The organism is Streptomyces sp. Je 1-332 (assembly GCF_040730185.1).
Lineage (GTDB): Bacteria > Actinomycetota > Actinomycetes > Streptomycetales > Streptomycetaceae > Streptomyces.
Map to the genome: position 1 here is coordinate 5,030,390 of NZ_CP160402.1, position 16,929 is coordinate 5,047,318.

Annotated in this window: 17 protein-coding genes; 5 read left to right on the forward strand and 12 right to left on the reverse strand. The window is 71.1% G+C overall.

The genetic code is table 11. The features are described 5' to 3' along the window. Positions 1 to 58 precede the first annotated feature (58 nt). From ABXJ52_RS22955 to deoC, 3 genes are read right to left on the reverse strand one after another with little or no spacing between them, the layout of a single operon-like run. The gene (locus tag ABXJ52_RS22955; RefSeq protein ID WP_367044526.1) at positions 59 to 949 is read right to left on the reverse strand and encodes an aldehyde dehydrogenase family protein; all 891 of its coding nucleotides are present in this window, start codon (positions 947 to 949) and stop codon (positions 59 to 61) included. Further along, a complete protein-coding gene (locus ABXJ52_RS22960; RefSeq protein WP_367044527.1) occupies positions 942 to 2,381 on the reverse strand; it encodes an aldehyde dehydrogenase family protein in 1,440 nt (479 codons plus the stop codon). Before ABXJ52_RS22960 ends, ABXJ52_RS22955 begins: the two co-directional genes overlap by 8 nt. Positions 2,382 to 2,384: 3 nt before the next feature. Next, a complete protein-coding gene (deoC, locus tag ABXJ52_RS22965; RefSeq protein ID WP_367044528.1) occupies positions 2,385 to 3,350 on the reverse strand; it encodes a deoxyribose-phosphate aldolase in 966 nt (321 codons plus the stop codon). Positions 3,351 to 3,568: 218 nt separating this feature from the next. On the opposite strand from deoC, the gene ABXJ52_RS22970 reads away from it, so the two are divergent. Together ABXJ52_RS22970 and ABXJ52_RS22975 are read left to right on the forward strand one after the other, a co-directional pair. Then, a complete protein-coding gene (locus tag ABXJ52_RS22970) occupies positions 3,569 to 4,219 on the forward strand; it encodes a PH domain-containing protein (RefSeq protein ID WP_367044529.1) in 651 nt (216 codons plus the stop codon). Positions 4,220 to 4,434: 215 nt separating this feature from the next. Next, on the forward strand, positions 4,435 to 4,575 hold the full coding sequence (locus ABXJ52_RS22975) for a hypothetical protein (protein ID WP_367044530.1): 141 nt from the start codon (positions 4,435 to 4,437) through the stop codon (positions 4,573 to 4,575). A gap of 9 nt (positions 4,576 to 4,584) precedes the next feature. Here ABXJ52_RS22975 and ABXJ52_RS22980 read toward each other — a convergent pair whose 3' ends face one another. The 4 genes from ABXJ52_RS22980 to ABXJ52_RS22995 all read right to left on the reverse strand — a co-directional run bounded on the left by ABXJ52_RS22980 (position 4,585) and on the right by ABXJ52_RS22995 (position 9,627). Further along, positions 4,585 to 5,832, reverse strand: a complete 1,248-nt coding sequence (locus tag ABXJ52_RS22980) for a glycosyltransferase family 39 protein (protein ID WP_367044531.1) — start codon at positions 5,830 to 5,832, stop codon at positions 4,585 to 4,587. Between the two features lie 141 nt (positions 5,833 to 5,973). Further along, positions 5,974 to 7,617, reverse strand: a complete 1,644-nt coding sequence (locus tag ABXJ52_RS22985) for a phospho-sugar mutase (RefSeq protein ID WP_367049194.1) — start codon at positions 7,615 to 7,617, stop codon at positions 5,974 to 5,976. A 617-nt stretch (positions 7,618 to 8,234) separates the two neighbouring features. Continuing rightward, complete coding sequence (locus ABXJ52_RS22990; protein WP_367044532.1) at positions 8,235 to 9,056, reverse strand: purine-nucleoside phosphorylase; 822 nt, start codon at positions 9,054 to 9,056, stop codon at positions 8,235 to 8,237. Between the two features lie 133 nt (positions 9,057 to 9,189). Beyond that, positions 9,190 to 9,627 carry a gamma-glutamylcyclotransferase gene (locus tag ABXJ52_RS22995; protein WP_367044533.1) on the reverse strand — a complete coding sequence of 146 codons (438 nt, stop codon included), beginning with the start codon at positions 9,625 to 9,627 and terminating at the stop codon, positions 9,190 to 9,192. 160 nt (positions 9,628 to 9,787) lie between these two features. Here ABXJ52_RS22995 and ABXJ52_RS23000 point away from each other — a divergent pair, with 160 nt between their 5' ends. Together ABXJ52_RS23000 and ABXJ52_RS23005 are read left to right on the forward strand one after the other, a co-directional pair. Next, entirely contained in the window at positions 9,788 to 11,236 is a 1,449-nt protein-coding gene (locus tag ABXJ52_RS23000; RefSeq protein ID WP_367044534.1) for an NAD(P)H-quinone dehydrogenase, read from the forward strand. 210 nt (positions 11,237 to 11,446) lie between these two features. Further along, a complete protein-coding gene (locus tag ABXJ52_RS23005; RefSeq protein WP_367044535.1) occupies positions 11,447 to 12,424 on the forward strand; it encodes a DeoR/GlpR family DNA-binding transcription regulator in 978 nt (325 codons plus the stop codon). Here the strand turns inward: ABXJ52_RS23005 and ABXJ52_RS23010 are convergent. Both ABXJ52_RS23010 and ABXJ52_RS23015 read right to left on the reverse strand, forming a co-directional pair. Next, on the reverse strand, positions 12,410 to 13,057 hold the full coding sequence (locus ABXJ52_RS23010) for a helix-turn-helix domain-containing protein (protein WP_367044536.1): 648 nt from the start codon (positions 13,055 to 13,057) through the stop codon (positions 12,410 to 12,412). The genes ABXJ52_RS23005 and ABXJ52_RS23010 overlap by 15 nt on opposite strands. 165 nt (positions 13,058 to 13,222) lie before the next feature. Next, entirely contained in the window at positions 13,223 to 14,995 is a 1,773-nt protein-coding gene (locus ABXJ52_RS23015) for a biotin carboxylase N-terminal domain-containing protein (RefSeq protein WP_367044537.1), read from the reverse strand. Between the two features lie 349 nt (positions 14,996 to 15,344). On the opposite strand from ABXJ52_RS23015, the gene ABXJ52_RS23020 reads away from it, so the two are divergent. Continuing rightward, positions 15,345 to 15,803: a hypothetical protein gene (locus tag ABXJ52_RS23020; RefSeq protein WP_367044538.1), complete on the forward strand. Its 459-nt coding sequence runs from the start codon at positions 15,345 to 15,347 to the stop codon at positions 15,801 to 15,803. Between the two features lie 38 nt (positions 15,804 to 15,841). Here the strand turns inward: ABXJ52_RS23020 and ABXJ52_RS23025 are convergent, their stop codons facing one another. The 3 genes from ABXJ52_RS23025 to ABXJ52_RS23035 all read right to left on the reverse strand — a co-directional run bounded on the left by ABXJ52_RS23025 (position 15,842) and on the right by ABXJ52_RS23035 (position 16,911). Further along, positions 15,842 to 16,459, reverse strand: coding sequence for a nucleoside triphosphate pyrophosphatase (locus ABXJ52_RS23025; RefSeq protein WP_367044540.1), 618 nt, complete (start codon positions 16,457 to 16,459; stop codon positions 15,842 to 15,844). 20 nt (positions 16,460 to 16,479) lie between these two features. After that, positions 16,480 to 16,608 carry a hypothetical protein gene (locus ABXJ52_RS23030; protein WP_272902837.1) on the reverse strand — a complete coding sequence of 43 codons (129 nt, stop codon included), beginning with the start codon at positions 16,606 to 16,608 and terminating at the stop codon, positions 16,480 to 16,482. Between the two features lie 96 nt (positions 16,609 to 16,704). Continuing rightward, the gene (locus ABXJ52_RS23035) at positions 16,705 to 16,911 is read right to left on the reverse strand and encodes an acyl-CoA carboxylase subunit epsilon (protein WP_367044542.1); all 207 of its coding nucleotides are present in this window, start codon (positions 16,909 to 16,911) and stop codon (positions 16,705 to 16,707) included. Between the last annotated feature and the right edge of the window lie 18 nt (positions 16,912 to 16,929).

A 16,929-nucleotide genomic window follows, 5' to 3' on the forward strand; every position in this document is an offset into this window, starting at 1 on the left:
GGTGCCGGGGCTTCGCCGTGCGGAGTGGCTCGGTGTGCTGTGGTCGGGCGGCGGGGCCTCAGTACGAGGAGCCGGACGCGCCCAGAGAACCCGTGGGGTGCCAGACGGTCTTGGTCTCCAGGAAGGCGGTCAGGCGGTGCGTGCCCGGGTCCGCCGACCAGTCCACAGGCTGTGGACGGACGACGCGCTTGAGGTTGTCCGCCGCGGCGACCTCCAGCTCCTTGGCCAGTACGTCGTCCTCGACGCCCGCGAGGTCGATCGCGTTCACGTCCTGGTGCGCGGCGAGCGACGGGGTGATCTCCGCCGTACGGCCCGAGAGGATGTTGACCACGCCGCCGGGCAGGTCGGAGGTGGCGAGCACCTCGCCCAGCGAGAGCGCCGGGAGCGGGGAGTCCTCGCTCGCGATCACCACGGCCGTGTTGCCCGTCGCGATCACCGGGGCGATGACCGACACCAGGCCGAGGAACGAGGACTTCTGCGGGGCGACGACCGTCACCACGCCCGTCGGCTCCGGCGAGGAGAGGTTGAAGAAGGGGCCCGCGACCGGGTTTCCGCCGCCGACGAGCTGGGCGATCTTGTCGGTCCAGCCCGCGTACCAGACCCAGCGGTCGATCGCCGCGTCCACCACCGCGGCGGCCTTCGACTTGGACAGGCCCTCCGCCTCGGCGACCTCGCGGACGAACTGCTCCCTGCGGCCCTCCAGCATCTCCGCGACGCGGTAGAGGATCTGGCCGCGGAGGTAGGCCGTCTTGCCCGCCCAGCCACCCTGCGCCTTGCGCGCGGCGGAGACGGCGTCACGCGCGTCCTTGCGGGAGGAGAGCGGGGCGTTGGCCAGCCACTTGTTCTTCGAGTCAGTCACCTCGTACACCCGGCCGCTCTCGGAACGCGGGAACTTCCCGCCCACGTACAGCTTGTAGGTCTTGAAGACGCTCAAACGCTGCTCAGACATCGAGGTAAGCCTCCAGGCCGTGGCGGCCGCCCTCGCGGCCGTAACCCGATTCCTTGTAGCCGCCGAAGGGCGAGGTCGGGTCGAACTTGTTGAACGTGTTGGCCCAGATGACGCCCGCCCGCAGGCGGTCGGCGACCGCGAGGATGCGCGAGCCCTTCTCCGTCCAGATGCCGGCGGAGAGGCCGTACTGCGTGTTGTTGGCCTTGGCGACGGCCTCTTCCGGCGTGCGGAAGGTCAGCACCGAGAGCACCGGGCCGAAGATCTCGTCGCGCGCGACGGTGTGCGCCTGCGTGACGTTCGTGAACAGCGTCGGCGCGAACCAGTAGCCGGAGGAGGGCAGTTCGCACGGGGCGGACCAGCGCTCGGCGCCCTCCGCCTCGCCGGTCTCGGTCAGGGCCTTGATGCGGGCGAGCTGCTCGGCGGAGTTGATCGCGCCGATGTCCGTGTTCTTGTCCAGCGGGTCACCGAGGCGCAGGGTGGTCAGGCGCCGCTTCAGGGCGTCGAGCACCTCGTCCTTGACCGACTCCTGTACGAGGAGGCGCGAGCCCGCGCAGCAGACCTGGCCCTGGTTGAAGAAGATGCCCGTGACGATGCCCTCGACGGCCTGGTCGATGGGGGCGTCGTCGAAGACGATGTTGGCGCCCTTGCCGCCCAGTTCGAGCGTGACCTTCTTGTCCGTGCCCGCGACCTGGCGCGCGATGGCCTTGCCGACGGCGGTCGAGCCGGTGAAGGCGACCTTGTTCACGTCCGGGTGCGCGGTGAGGGCCGCGCCCGCGTCGCCGTACCCGGGAAGGATGTTGACGACGCCCTTGGGCAGGCCCGCCTGGCGGCAGATGTCCGCGAAGAACAGGGCGCTCAGGGGCGTGGTCTCGGCGGGCTTCAGGACGACGGTGTTGCCCGTCGCGAGGGCGGGGGCGATCTTCCACGCGAGCATCAGGAGCGGGAAGTTCCAGGGGATGACCTGGCCCGCGACGCCGAGCGGCTTCGGGTCCGCGCCATAGCCCGCGTGGTCGAGCTTGTCGGCCCAGCCCGCGTAGTAGAAGAAGTGCGCGGCGACCAGCGGGAGGTCGGCGTCGCGCGTCTCCTTGATGGGCTTTCCGTTGTCGAGGGTCTCCAGGACGGCCAGTTCGCGGCTGCGCTCCTGGATGATCCGCGCGATGCGGAAGAGGTACTTGGCGCGCTCGGCGCCCGGCAGCGCGGACCACTTCTCGAAGGCCCTGCGGGCGGCCTTGACCGCGCGGTCGACGTCTTCGGACGAGGCCTGCGCGACCTCGGAGAGGACCTCTTCGGTGGAGGGCGAGACGGTCTTGAAGACCTTGCCGTCGGCGGCCTCCACGAACTCGCCGTCGATGAACAGGCCGTACGACGGCGCGATGTCGACGACCGCGCGGGACTCCGGCGCGGGAGCGTACTCGAAGCGTGGGGAAGTCATGGGTCAGTCCACCGTCACGTAGTCGGGGCCGGAGTAGCGGCCCGTGGCCAGCTTCTGGCGCTGCATCAGCAGGTCGTTGAGGAGCGATGAGGCGCCGAAGCGGAACCAGTGGTTGTCCAGCCAGTCCTCGCCCGCGGTCTCGTTCACCAGGACGAGGAACTTGATCGCGTCCTTGGAGGTGCGGATGCCGCCCGCGGGCTTCACCCCGACCTGTACGCCGGTCTGCTCGCGGAAGTCGCGCACGGCCTCCAGCATCAGGAGGGTGTTCGCGGGGGTGGCGTTGACGCCGACCTTGCCGGTCGAGGTCTTGATGAAGTCCGCGCCCGCGAGCATGCCGATCCAGGAGGCGCGGCGGATGTTGTCGTACGTGGACAGCTCGCCGGTCTCGAAGATGACCTTGAGCCGGGCCTCGCCGGAGGCTTCCTTCACGGCGCGGATCTGCTCGAACACCGTCATGTAGTCGCCGGCGAGGAAGGCGCCGCGGTCGATGACCATGTCGATCTCGTCGGCACCCGCCGCGACGGCCTCGCGGACGTCGCCGAGCTTCACGTCGATGGCGGCGCGGCCCGCGGGGAAGGCGGTCGCGACGGAGGCGACCTTGACGCCGCTGTCGCCGACGGCTTCCTTGGCGGTGGCCACCATGTCCGGATAGACGCAGACCGCGGCGGTCCTCGGGGTGCCGCGGTCGGTCGGATCGGGGTGCACGGCCTTCGCGCCGAGCGCCCGGACCTTGCCCGGGGTGTCGGCGCCCTCCAGCGTCGTCAGGTCGATCATCGAGATGGCGAGATCGATGGCGTACGCCTTCGCCGTCGTCTTGATCGAACGGGTGCCGAGCGCTGAGGCGCGTGCCTCCAGGCCGACCGTGTCGACGCCGGGCAGCCCGTGGAGGAAGCGGCGCAGCGTGCGGTCCGACGCTGTGGCGTCCGTCAGCGCGTGTGCGGTGGGGGCGGATGCAGGGGGCATGGTCACGAGGGGAGCATATCTACGCGCGTAGCGGCTGTACAGGGGGCGGGTTGCTCCGGGGGTGGCTCCGTGGGTTGCTCTGCGGGTGGCTCCTGGGTGGCTCCCGGGTGGCTCCCCCTTTGGCAGGGCGCCGTCTTCCTCTCGAGGCCCGCCGCTTCGTGGCGGATTTCTCCCACCCGCCCACCCGATCACCCCGCAGTGAAGCGCTCAGGCAGAATCAACCCATGAGTGAGCCCCAGCACCCCCAGGCTGAGCCCGAGTACAAGGACCGGACCTACCGGTCGTCCGGCGGTATCGCCGGAGGCGTCCTGCTGCTCGCCCTCGGCGGCTGGCTCGGCATCGACGCGATGATCCGGGGGGAGGGCCGCACCCCGTGGCTCGCGCTCGCCGGGCTGCTCCTGGCGGTGCCGCTCGTCGTCGCCTTCACCCTGCGCCCCGCCGTGTACGCCAACGACGACCGGCTCCGCGTCCGCAACCCGTTCCGCACGATCACGCTCCCGTGGGCGTCGGTCTCGGGGCTGCGTTCCGGGTACTCGAACGAGGTCCTCACCCAGTCCGGCACCAAGTACCAGCTCTGGGCCATCCCGGTCTCCCTGCGCGGCCGCAAGAAGGCGGCGCGGCGGAGGTCGCAGGCGATGGCCGCCGGTGATCCGAGCGTCGGCGGCCCCGGTCTGCGTGCTTCGACGCGGCCCGGTCAGCCGCCGTCCCAGCGCGCCGCCGGTGACCAGGTCATGGACGACCTGCGCGACCTGTCCGAGCAGCGCGCCGCCGCGAAGTCCGCGCAGGGCGAGCCCGAGGTCCGCTGGGGCTACGAGATCCTCGCCCCGGCGGTGGCCGGGGTGGTGCTGCTCGCGGTGATCCTCGCCGTTGGCTAGAGGCCGCGCTCACGGCGGGCCCGTCCACGCGAGCAGCGTGTGGCCCCCGAACGCTGCCGATGTCGTCGCCGCTACCACCGTCACCGTCACGGCCACGTGCGTCCGTTGGGGCTTTGAGAGTCTCGCGCCGGCGGTGGCCGGGGTGGTGCTGCTCGCGGTGATCCTTGCCGTTGGTTAGAGGCCGCGCTCACGGCGGGCCCATCCAGGCGAGCAGCATGTGGCCCCCGAACGCTGCCGATGTCGTCGCCGCTACCACCGTCACCGTCACGGCCACGTGCGTCCGTTGGGGCTTTGAGAGTCTCGCGCCGGCGGTGGCCGGGGTGGTGCTGCTCGCGGTGATCCTCGCCGTTGGTTAGAGGCCGCGCTCACGGCGGGCCCATCCAGGCGAGCAGCATGTGGCCCCCGAACGCTGCCGATGTCGTCGCCGCCGCCACCATCACCGTCACGGCCACGTGCGTCCGTGCGCGGGCCAGTGTCGCCGCGAGCGGCAGCAGCAAGGGGAAGCCGGGGAGCAGGAAGCGGGCGCGGGGGAAGTAGACCCCCTTGCTGCCGAGCACGATCAGGAGCAGCAGGCCCGTGAAGACCAGCAGCGGCAGCGGCTGCCGGTCGCCCACCGACAGGACGAACAGCGCCACCGACGCGAGCAGCGTCGCGGTCACCATGATCAGGAACAGCTGCGGACGCTGCGCCGCGAGCAGGTCGTACATCGTCCGCAGGGTGGCCACCCCGCCGTCCCACTCGTTGCGCCACAGCTTCTGCACGGCGAAGTAACCGTCCCAGCGGCCGAGCCGCAGCCCCACCCAGCCGACGTACGAGAGCCAGCCGAGCGGGGCGAGCAGGGCGCCCAGAAGCGTGTGTACGCGCGCCTTGCCGTCGCCCTTCGCCCGGCGCGTGCGCCACAGCGTGAGCAGGGCCGTCAGGGACACCGCCGCCGCGAGCGCCACCCCCGTAGGGCGGGTCAGGCCCGCGAGTGCGGCCAGCGAACCCGCCCAGATCCAGCGGCCGGTGAGCACGGCGTACAGGGACCACGCCGTGAGTGCCGTGAAGAGCGACTCCGTGTAGCCCATCCACTGCACGAGCGCGATGGGCAGCGAACCCCAGAGCGCGGCGAGCAGGACGCCCGCCCTGCGCCCGTACAGATGGTCGCCCACCGCGAAGATCCCCCACGCCGCGAGCAACGAGCAGAGGACGGAGACCGTGAGACCCACGGCGCCGCGCGGCTCCGGGACGAGCACGCTGCCCGCCCTGATGAGCAGCGGGTGCAGCGGGAAGAAGGCGAGGTTGTTCGCGTCGATCTGGGTGCCCAGGGTGTTCGCGTACCCCTTGTCGGCGATCCTCAGATACCAGTCGCAGTCCCACGACTCCGCAAGAAGATGCCAGACGTCCCGGTGCTCCCTGCGGGCCCACAGGGCGAAGACGACGGCCCCGAAGAGGCGTACGGCGGCGTACGCGAGGAGTGCGGGCGACGCGTGGCGCAGGGCGCGGGTGGCGCGTGCCCTGCGGTCCGTGCTGAGGTTCCGCGCGCTGCCGGGGCGGCCGGCCGGGGGAACGATCCGGGGTGCGGCGGCGGACGCCGGGGCGGTCGAGGTCTCTGGGGTCGGTCCGTACGGCACTGCGGCAGCTCCCGGAACGTGATCGTGCGCTGCCGGTCACCCTTCCTGGGGGACCGGCAGCGCACGGGGTCGCTGCGGCAGCTGCGCCGGCGGAACCACCCGGACGGGTGGCCCCCCGCCGCTGTCCGCGTCGGCTATCGGCTAGATGCCGGCGGCCGCCGAAAGGTCGCGCTTGATCGCCGCGAGGAGTTCCGTGGCCTCGGTGCGGGCGGCGGGCAGGCCGGACTTCTCCGACACCGGGACCACCACCTCCAGGTAGCACTTCAGCTTCGGCTCCGTGCCGCTCGGGCGCACGATGACGCGGGCCCCGTCGAGCGTGTAGCGCAGGCCGTCCGTGGGCGGCAGCGTGTCCGTGCCCCGCGTGAGGTCCTCGGCCCTGGTCACGGGCAGACCCGCGAGCACGGTCGGCGGCTGCTCGCGCAGGCGGCGCATCGCGTCCGCGATCACGGAGAGGTCCTCCACGCGGACCGAAAGCTGGTCGGTGGCGTGCAGCCCGTGCTCCACGGCGAGGTCTTCCAGAAGGTCGAGCAGGGTGCGCCCCTGCTCCTTCAGCTCGGACGCCAGCTCGGTCAGGAGCAGCGCCGCCGTGATGCCGTCCTTGTCGCGTACGCCTTCGGGGTCCACGCAGTAGCCGAGGGCCTCTTCGTAGCCGTAGCGCAGGTCCTCCACGCGGGCGATCCACTTGAAGCCGGTGAGGGTCTCCTCGTAACCGAGGCCCGCCTTCTGCGCGATCCGGCCCAGCAGGGAGGAGGACACGATCGACTCGGCGAACGTGCCGCGGGCGCCCCGACGCACGAGGTGGGCCGCCAGGAGCGCGCCGACCTCGTCGCCCCGGAGCATGCGCCAGTCAGCGCCGCCGGGGCCGTCCTTGACCGCCGCGGCGCAGCGGTCCGCGTCCGGGTCGTTGGCGATGATCAGGTCCGGGTCCGCCTCGCGGGCCTTGGCGAAGGAGAGGTCCATCGCGCCCGGCTCCTCCGGGTTGGGGAACGCGACGGTCGGGAAGTCCGGGTCGGGCTCCGCCTGCTCGGCGACGAGCTCCGGGGCGGGGAAGCCCGCCCGCTCGAACGCCGCGAGGAGCATGTCCTTGCCGACGCCGTGCATCGCCGTATAGACGGTGCGGGCCGTGCGGGGGGAGCCGGGGGACAGGACGGCGTCGGTACGGGCGAGGTAGGCGTCGAGGACGTCGTCGCCGAGGGTCTGCCAGCCGGACTCGGGGCGGGGCACGTCGTGCAGGCTCGCGACGGCGTCGATCTGCGCCGCGATCTCCGCGTCGGCGGGCGGGACGATCTGGGAGCCGTCGCCGAGGTAGACCTTGTAGCCGTTGTCGCGCGGGGGGTTGTGGCTCGCCGTCACCTCCACGCCGGCGACCGCGCCGAGGTGCCTTATGGCGAAGGCGAGTACGGGGGTGGGGAGCGGGCGGGGGAGCACCGCCGCCCTGAGTCCGGCGCCGGTCATCACGGCGGCCGTGTCGCGCGCGAAGTCGGCCGACTTGTGGCGGGCGTCGTAGCCGACGACGACCAGACCGCCGGTCTGTCCCTTGGCCTTGAGGTACGCGGCGAGGCCCGCCGCCGCGCGGATGACCACGGAGCGGTTCATGCGCATGGGGCCCGCGCCGAGCTCCCCGCGGAGGCCGGCGGTGCCGAACTGGAGGGTGCCGCTGAAACGGGCGGTCAGCTCTGCGGTGTCCTCGGCGTCGATGAGCTTCGCGAGTTCCTCGCGGGTCTCGCTGTCCGGGTCCTCGGCCAGCCAGGCCTGGGCCCGCGCGATGAGTTCAGAGTCGTCCAGCACGGTTCTTCAGCCTCTCGTATGCGGGGTTCTGTGCGGGCCGGGTATGGCTACCCGAGCCCGGGGCGGGTGCGGGGTGGGTACCCGGGCGGTTCGGTTCCGGGGCGGCCCCCGGTGCGTCTACCCGTTGCGGGTCGGGGGGCTTGCCCGGCTTGGGCCGCGGGTGCGTCTGTCTTTGGTGCGGCCCCCCCGGTGGGGCCTTTCTGTCCCACCGCTTCGCGGTGGATCTTTCCCGCCCACCCACCCGTTCACCCCGCGGCGGCAATGGCTTACGCACCCGCCCGACGCTCCGGGGCAAACGGGTGGGTGGGCGGAAAAGCCCGTGCGGCAACAGGCCTGACGCTCCGGGGCAAACGGGTGGGCGGGAGGGAAGGCCTGTACGGCAACAGGCCCGACGCTCCGGGGTAAACGGGTGGGTGGGAGGGAAGGCCTGTACGGCAACCAGCGCTCCGGGCCACCAAGGCACAGTGCAGGGGCGCTCCCCCGGGGAGAGAAGCCCCAGGCCGACCGAAGCGCTCCCGGAGCAACGCACCCCGCCGGGCAAGTCGCCCCGCCGGGCAAGGGCACCCGCTAAGCAAGACGGCCCCCGCCAGGCCGGAGTCCCCCGCAGGGAAAAATTAAATGCGGCCCAAGACGTCGCCCAGCAGCTCGCCCATGCGGGTAGCGCTGTCGCGGCCCGCCTGGAGGACTTCCTCGTGGTTCAGGGGCTCACCCGTCATGCCCGCGGCGAGGTTCGTCACCAGGGAGATGCCGAGCACCTCCGCACCCGCCTCACGCGCGGCGATCGCCTCGAGGACCGTCGACATGCCCACCAGGTCCGCACCGATCGTGCGGGCCATGCGGATCTCCGCCGGAGTCTCGTAGTGCGGGCCGGGGAACTGCGCGTAGACGCCCTCTTCGAGGGAGGGGTCGATCTCCTTGCAGAGGGCGCGCAGCCGCGGCGAGTACAGGTCCGTGAGGTCCACGAAGTTCGCGCCGACGATCGGCGACGTGGCCGTCAGGTTGAGGTGGTCGTTGATCAGGACCGGCTGGCCGGGACGCATGCCGTCGCGCAGACCGCCACAGCCGTTCGTCAGCACGATCGTCTTGCAGCCCGCGGCCACCGCGGTACGCACGCCGTGCGCGACGGCGGCGACGCCACGGCCCTCGTAGTAGTGGGTGCGGCCCAGGAAGACCAGGGCGCGCTTCTCCCCGATCGAGATGGAGCGGATACGCCCCCCGTGTCCTTCCACGGCCGGCATCGGGAAGCCGGGCAGCTCGGTGACGGGGAACTCGGCGTCGGGCTCGCCGAGCGCGTCCACCGCCGGCGCCCAGCCGGAGCCCATCACAAGGGCTACGTCATGGGTCTCGGCGCCCGTCAGCTCACGCAGACGCGTGGCGGCGGCGTCGGCGGCGACGTAGGGGTCGCCCTGGTCATCCGAAATAACTGAAGCGTTCACGCGGACGAGAGTAGCCGCTCTCGCCCTACGCGCGTAGATGACGATGCTCACGGGATTCGGATCGTTGTCTTGTCGTTTCCGACGAGAGCCCGCCGGGGCATGCCGCGAGCGCCCCCGCGCATCCCGCGAGCGCCTAGCAGGGCCGCTTCCGCAGCTCCATCACATAGTCGTGCGGCGCCCCCGCGGTCTCCGCCGCGTCGGCGATCTCCCCCAGATAGCGCGCGGACGGCAGGCCACCCTCGTAACCATTGAGGACGTACACCCAAGCGGGTTCCTCGCCGTCGAGGGTGTCCACGCGCACCCGCATCCTGCGGTAGATGTCGAGCCCCACGCCCTCCCACCGGTCCATGGAGTCCTCGTCCATGGGGGCGACGTCGTAGAGCGTCACGAAGACCTGCGAGCGCGGTGCCTCGACGAGAGTGGCGAGTGCGCCCTCCCACCCCATGTGCTCCCCGCCGAACGTCAGCCGCCAGCCGTTCAGCCAGCCCGTCTGGCGCAGCGGCGAGTGCGGGGCGCGGCGTGACATGAGCCGCGGATCCAGATTGCCGGCGTACGCGGCGTAGAGCGACATGTGATCGAGGGTACGGCAGGTGACGCGTGCGCCCCTCCGGTGCGCACCGGCCCCTCCAGTGGTGCGCGCAGGCCCCTCCAGCGGTGCGCGCAGGCCCCTCCAGTAGGGAGAACGTCCGGATGGCGCCCCCGGGGCGAAGCACCTTGAAGCGTGCGGGACAATGGAGTACGTGACTCGGATCGTGATCATTGGCGGCGGACCCGGCGGATACGAGGCGGCACTCGTTGCCGCCCAGCTCGGCGCGGAGGTGACCGTCGTCGACTGCGACGGTCTTGGCGGGGCGTCGGTGCTCACCGACTGCGTCCCGTCGAAGACTCTGATCGCCACGGCCGAGGTGATGACCACCTTCGACTCCTCCTATGAGGAGCTCGGCATCATCGTCGCGGACGACACCCCGCACATCGACACCCCCGCCCGCGTGGTCGGCGTGGACCTGGGCAAGGTCAACCGCCGTGTGAAGCGCCTCGCGCTCGCGCAGTCCCACGACATCACCGCGTCCGTCACGCGCGCCGGCGCCCGCGTGCTGCGCGGCCGTGGCCGTCTGGAGGGCCAGCAGGACACCGACGGCTCGCGCAAGGTCGTCGTGCGCGCGGCCGACGGGACCGAGGAGACCCTCGTCGCCGACGCCGTGCTGATCGCGACCGGCGGGCACCCGCGCGAGGTTCCCGACGCGCAGCCCGACGGCGAGCGGATCCTCAACTGGACGCAGGTGTACGACCTGGACGAGCTCCCCGAGGAGCTCATCGTGGTCGGATCCGGTGTCACCGGTGCCGAGTTCGCCGGCGCCTACCAGGCGCTCGGGTCGAACGTCACGCTCGTCTCCAGCCGCGACCGCGTGCTGCCCGGCGAGGACCCGGACGCCGCCGCCGTCCTGGAGGACGTCTTCCGCCGCCGTGGCATGAACGTGATGTCGCGCTCCCGCGCCGCCTCCGCCAAGCGCGTGGGCGACCGCGTCGAGGTGACGCTCAACGACGGCCGTGTCATCTCCGGTACGCACTGTCTGATGGCCGTGGGTGCCATCCCGAACAGCAGCGGCATGGGCCTGGAGGAGGCCGGGGTCAAGCTCAAGGACTCCGGGCACATCTGGACCGACAAGGTCTCCAGGACGTCCGCTCCCGGTGTGTACGCCGCCGGTGACGTGACCGGGATCTTCGCGCTGGCCTCCGTCGCCGCCATGCAGGGGCGCATCGCGATGTACCACTTCCTCGGCGACGCGGTGACGCCGCTGAACCTGAAGACCGTCTCGTCGAACGTCTTCACCGACCCCGAGATCGCGACCGTCGGCTACAGCCAGTCCGACGTCGACGGCGGCAAGATCGACGCCCGTGTCGTCAAGCTGCCGCTCCTGCGCAACCCGCGCGCGAAGATGCAGGGCATCCGCGACGGCTTCGTCAAGATCTTCTGCCGTCCCGGTACGGGCATCGTGGTGGGCGGTGTGGTCGTCGCGCCGCGCGCTTCGGAACTGATCCACCCCATCTCGATCGCGGTCGACAACAATCTGACGGTCGAGCAGATCGCGAATGCGTTCACCGTGTATCCATCCCTTTCGGGCTCGATCGCCGAGGTCGCGCGTCAACTGCACACGCGGAAGTCGGCGGGCGAAGCCTGATCGCGGGCCGATGGTCGGTTGAACGCCGACTGACCGGGATTCGCGCGGTGTGGCAACTCCGCGCAGGTCACAGGCTGTTGTCGCCCATTCTCCCGGCATAGGCGTGGCGAGTAGGCGCCTATACCACTTCGCGCCCAGCTGTGCGAACAACTTCTGTAATTCGGCGCAAACTGCTGAAAGCAGACGGTCGTTGGGGTTACTGTCAGTTTCGTGTTCGCTGCAGAACGTCGCCAATTGATCCTCGAAATGGTGCGGGCCAACGGAGCGGTATCGCTCCGGGAGCTCGCCCGCGTCGTCCAGACCTCCGAAGTGACCGTACGGCGGGACGTGCGCGCGCTGGAGGCAGAAGGACTCCTCGACCGCAGACATGGCGGTGCGGTATTGCCGGGCGGATTCACGCGGGAGTCCGGCTTTCCGCAGAAATCACATCTCGCGACCGCCGAGAAGACGGCTATCGCCGATCTCGCGGCGGGACTCGTCGAAGAAGGCGAAGCCATCGTCGTCGGGGCGGGTACGACCACGCAGGAGCTGGCCCGACGGCTCGCGCGGGTACCCGGTCTGACCGTCGTCACCAACTCCCTGTTGGTGGCACAGGCGCTGGCCCATGCCAACCGCGTCGAGGTCGTCATGACCGGCGGCACCCTGCGCGGGTCCAACTACGCGCTCGTGGGCAGCGGGGCCGAACAGTCCCTGCAGGGCCTGCGGGTCTCACGCGCCTTTCTGTCGGGCAGTGGTCTGACCGCCGAACGCGGGCTCTCCACGTCCAACATGCTCTCGGCGAGCGTGGACCGTGCGCTCGTGCAGGCCGCGGCCGAGGTGGTGGTCCTCGCCGATCACACCAAGCTCGGCACCGACACGATGTTCCAGACGGTGCCGACGGACGTCATCACGCGCCTGGTCACGGACGAACCGCCCACGCACGACGACCGCGCGGCCACCGAGCTGCAGGCCCTGGCCGACCAGGGAGTGCAGATCGCCGTCGCCGGCGGGACAGTGAGCCCCAACTCCGGGCCGGGGGTGGATTCCGTCCCGGCGCGGCAGCCGCGCCGGGACGTGCCACTGCCGGGACAGCGCCGTAACCACGGCGGTCACGGGTCGGGCCCCGGGGCGCAGTTGCGCAGTGCGGTGCTCGGGGAGCAGCAGCCCGGGGAGCGGGCCGCGCGGGTGGCGGATCTACGCCGCCGCTGAACCGGCAGCCGCCGCCGGGGCCGGACCGCGGTCTTCGGGTGCCGATCCTTCGGGCTTCAGGCCGCGCAGGGTCAGCGTCAGGAGACGGTCGGCCAACTCGGGGTCGTCCGGGGTCTCTTCGGCGGCCAGCGCGATCGCGTTGGTCAGCTGCAACAGATCGCCGATCGAGACACCGGGGCGTACGGCACCGGCCTGCTGGGCCCGTACGAGCAGGGCTGTGCCCGCCTCACGCATGGGCCTGCTGCACTGCGAGAGTGCCGAACTGTCGTCGTGCGACGCCGACATGAGGGCGCGCGACAGCCCGCGGTACTCACCCGCATGAGTGATGATGGCGCGCAGCCAGGTCACCAGAGCCGAGCAGGGCTGCGGGTCTTCGAGCAGCGCTCGGGAGCGGACGAGCAGATCGCTCAACGCCTCTTCGAAGACCGCGTTCATCAGGGCGTGGCGGTTGGGGAAGTGGCGGTAGAGGGTGCCGATGCCTACGTTCGCGTGGCGGGCGATTTCTTCTAGCGAGGCGCTTGTGCCGTGCTCTGCGAAGGCGGCGCGGGCCTCTGCGAGGAGCTTGTCGTAGTTGCGGCGCGCGTCCGCCCTTTTCGAGCGGGGGCGCTCTTGCGGGCTCTCTGCCTCTGCCATGGCGTGCCTCCCTGGACGTACGCGTGCTTCAAGTCTGCCCGAAGCGTGCGTGCCGTTCATCACCGGCTTCGCCGAGTTCGTCCTCAAACGCCGGACGGGCTGGATACTCCGCTGGCCGGGCTGGAAGCTCCAGCCCGGCCAGCGTACGAGCAAACGCTCTGCGGGTCAGTCCTTGATCTCGCAGATCACCGCGCCGGAAGTCAGGCTCGCGCCGACCTCCGCCGTGAGGCCCTTGATCGTGCCCGAGCGGTGCGCGTTCAGGGGCTGTTCCATCTTCATGGCCTCCAGGACGACGACCAGGTCGCCCTCCTGCACCTCCTGGCCCTCCTCGACAGCGATCTTGACGATCGTGCCCTGCATGGGGGACGCCAGGGTGTCGCCGGAGGCCGCGGGGCCCGACTTCTTCGCCGCGCGGCGCTTGGGGCGGGCGCCGCCCGCGGCGGCCGTGCGGGCGATGGTCATGCCCAGCGAGGAGGGGAGCGAGACTTCGAGGCGCTTGCCGCCTACCTCGACGACGACCGTCTCGCGGCCCGGCTCCTCGTCCGTCTCGGCGTCGGCCGTCGCGGAGAACGCGGGGATCTCGTTGACGAACTCGGTCTCGATCCAGCGCGTGTGGACCGTGAACGGGTCGGTGGAGCCGGTCAGTTCGGGGGCGAATGCCGGGTCCTTGACGACCGCGCGGTGGAACGGGATGGCCGTGGCCATGCCCTCCACGTTGAACTCCGCAAGGGCGCGCGCGGCCCGCTGCAGCGCCTGCTGACGCGTGGCGCCGGACACGATCAGCTTGGCGAGGAGCGAGTCCCACGCCGGGCCGATGACGCTGCCGGACTCCACGCCCGCGTCCAGGCGCACGCCCGGACCCGACGGCGGGTCGAACACGGTCACGGTGCCGGGCGCCGGCAGGAAGCCGCGGCCCGGGTCCTCGCCGTTGATGCGGAACTCGAAGGAGTGGCCGCGCATCTCCGGGTCGCCGTAACCCAGTTCCTCGCCGTCGGCGATGCGGAACATCTCACGGACCAGGTCGATGCCGGTGATCTCTTCGGTGACCGGGTGCTCCACCTGGAGACGGGTGTTGACCTCCAGGAAGGAGATCGTCCCGTCGGTGCCGACGAGGAACTCGACGGTGCCCGCGCCCTCGTAACCGGCTTCCTTCAGGATCGCCTTCGAGGCCGCGTACAGCTCGGCGTTCTGGGCCTCGCTCAGGAACGGCGCGGGCGCCTCCTCCACCAGCTTCTGGTGGCGGCGCTGGAGCGAGCAGTCGCGGGTCGAGACGACGACCACGTTGCCGTGCTTGTCGGCCAGGCACTGCGTCTCCACGTGCCGCGGCTTGTCGAGGTAGCGCTCCACGAAGCACTCGCCGCGGCCGAAGGCGGCAACAGCCTCGCGCACCGCGGAGTCGTACAGCTCGGGCACCTCTTCGAGGGTCCTTGCCACCTTCAGACCGCGCCCGCCGCCACCGAAGGCGGCCTTGATCGCGATCGGCAGACCGTGCTCCTCGGCGAAGGCGACGACCTCGTCGGAACCGCTGACGGGGTCCGGCGTACCGGCCACCAGGGGGGCACCCGCGCGCTGCGCGATGTGCCGGGCCGCGACCTTGTCACCGAGGTCACGGATGGCGTGGGGCGGCGGGCCGATCCAGATCAGGCCCGCGTCCAGGACGGCCTGCGCGAAGTCGGCGTTCTCCGAAAGGAATCCGTAACCGGGGTGGACCGCGTCCGCCCCCGCGTCCTTGGCCGCAGCAAGCACCTTGGAAATGTCCAGGTAGCTGGTGGCCGGAGTGTCACCGCCCAGCGCGAACGCCTCATCTGCCGCACGTACATGCAGAGCATCCCGGTCAGGATCTGCGTAGACGGCTACGCTCGCGATCCCTGCATCCCGGCATGCCCGAGCAACGCGGACAGCGATTTCGCCACGGTTGGCGATGAGCACCTTGCGCACGATGGCTCCCTCCTTGAAACAAGCCGAGTTTAGGGACTGCCGACACGACCTTTCGACCCGTCCCCAATGGTGAGCTTGCCCACACGGAGCGTGATCCGGGCCTGCCCGTACCGCGAAATCCCTTGTCGCACCACGGTACGCAGGGTCCCTTACCGGCAGACTAACGTCCCGGTGTGGCCAAGGTCTCTGTGAGAGCGTGCTGCGGCAGAGGGCCAATCTTTGTGGAGTCCCTACGAATGGCCCAATGATTCTTTGCCTTCGGTCAGCCCCTTGTCCCCCGGTTTACCCGTTAGTAGCGTTCGCGATGTGTGGCACGTACTGGCGGTAACAGTGGAAGAGGGTGGGCGCCGTGGCGCGTAGACCGGTGGCCTGGGTGGGCGCGATCGTGCTTCTCGTGGAGGCGGTCGGCATCGCACTCCTCAACTGGTTCCTCGGACTTGTGGTCAACAAGCAGGACATGTCCCTCGCCGGGCTCGACCCGCACGCGATGTCCGTCTCGACGTGGATCGCGGGCGGCGTCTTCGGCCTCTACCTCGCGCTGTGCGGCGTCGTCATGCTGCGCTCGGCGATCACGGACCGCGCGCCGGGCCGCTTCGGCCGCCTGCTCCTGATCAGCGCCGCCGTGGTGCACGCGCTGCTCGGGGCGTTCTCGGTGGGCCTGGTGGGCTGGCCCGCCTTCGCCTTCATGATGATCGTGCTCGGCCTGATCGTCCTGACGCTGGTCGCGTACGACCGGCAGGGGGCGGCGGCGGACGGCGACGCCCCGGAGAGCGACGCCCCCGGGAACGGCGCCCCTCAGCCCGCCTGAGCCCTTCGGGCCCGCGTCCGAGCCCTCGACCGTCCTGCCTACTGCGCCCACAACTCCGTGATGCCGACGCCCAGTTCGGACAGCAGGCGGCGCAGCAGCGGCAGCGAGAGGCCGATGACGTTTCCGTGGTCGCCCTCGATCGAGTCGACGAAGGGGGCCGAGCGGCCGTCGAGCGTGAACGCGCCCGCCACGTGCAGCGGTTCACCGCTCGCCACGTACGCGGCGATCTCCTCGTCCGACGGCTCCCCGAAGCGCACGACGGTCGACGCGACCGCCGACACATGGCGGCCCGCCACGGTGTCGTACACGCAGTGGCCGGTCTGCAGGACGCCCGCGCGCCCGCGCATCGACTTCCAGCGGGCCGTGGCCTCCTCGGCGTCGGCGGGCTTGCCGAGCGCCTGGCCGTCCAGTTCGAGGACCGAGTCGCAGCCGACGACCAGCGCGCCCTTCACGTCCGGGCGCGCGGAGACGACCGACGCCTTGGCCTCGGCGAGAGCGAGGGCGAGTTCGGCGGGGGTCGGTGCGGAGATCGCGTCCTCGTCGACCCCGCTGACGATCACCTCGGGGGCGAGACCGGCCTGGCGCAGGAGGCCGAGCCGGGCGGGGGACTTGGAGGCGAGGACGAGACGGCGGGGCTGTCGGGGCTGATCACTCATGCGGGCCAGGTTAGCGAGCCTCAGTGGATGCCGAGGACGAACATCGCGACGACCATGGCCAGGGCGAGGACGAGTCCCGCACGGCGCATCTTCGCCTGCATGTCCCGCATGTCCTTGGGCGGGTTGTTCTCCGGGTCCGACCACAGCATGTAACCGATACTGCTCGCGGTGACGGCGGGGCGCCTGAGTACGCGTACTCAGGCGCCCCGGCCCGTCTCACTCATTCTCGCGCCGCGCGGCCCCGCTCACCCGGGCCAGTAGGTGCGGCCCCACGACGTCGGCCCCGGTGCGGGCAGCCGGTGACGGGCCACGCGCGCGGGGTCCGCCCAGGCGTCGAGGGCCCGGGGCGCGCCGGACGGCTGGTCCGCGACCGCCGCGGCGCGCGCTTGGACCACCGCGAGTGCGGCGGCCAGCTCCTCCGGGGTCGGATTGCCCCGTACGACCTTGATCATGAACGGTCTCCTCTCGGG

Bases quoted from the DNA above. Each gene is read 5' to 3' on its own strand.
- ABXJ52_RS22975 (WP_367044530.1), top strand. From the start codon at position 4,435: ATGTGGCCCCCGAACGCTGCCGATGTCGTCGCCGCTACCACCGTCACC.
- ABXJ52_RS23010 (WP_367044536.1), bottom strand. From the start codon at position 13,057: ATGGCAGAGGCAGAGAGCCCGCAAGAGCGCCCCCGCTCGAAAAGGGCG.
- ABXJ52_RS23035 (WP_367044542.1), bottom strand. From the start codon at position 16,911: ATGATCAAGGTCGTACGGGGCAATCCGACCCCGGAGGAGCTGGCCGCC.
- ABXJ52_RS23030 (WP_272902837.1), bottom strand. From the start codon at position 16,608: ATGCTGTGGTCGGACCCGGAGAACAACCCGCCCAAGGACATGCGGGAC.
- ABXJ52_RS23025 (WP_367044540.1), bottom strand. From the start codon at position 16,459: ATGAGTGATCAGCCCCGACAGCCCCGCCGTCTCGTCCTCGCCTCCAAG.
- ABXJ52_RS22955 (WP_367044526.1), bottom strand. From the start codon at position 949: ATGTCTGAGCAGCGTTTGAGCGTCTTCAAGACCTACAAGCTGTACGTG.
- ABXJ52_RS23000 (WP_367044534.1), top strand. From the start codon at position 9,788: ATGGAGTACGTGACTCGGATCGTGATCATTGGCGGCGGACCCGGCGGA.
- ABXJ52_RS22970 (WP_367044529.1), top strand. From the start codon at position 3,569: ATGAGTGAGCCCCAGCACCCCCAGGCTGAGCCCGAGTACAAGGACCGG.
- ABXJ52_RS22960 (WP_367044527.1), bottom strand. From the start codon at position 2,381: ATGACTTCCCCACGCTTCGAGTACGCTCCCGCGCCGGAGTCCCGCGCG.
- ABXJ52_RS22995 (WP_367044533.1), bottom strand. From the start codon at position 9,627: ATGTCGCTCTACGCCGCGTACGCCGGCAATCTGGATCCGCGGCTCATG.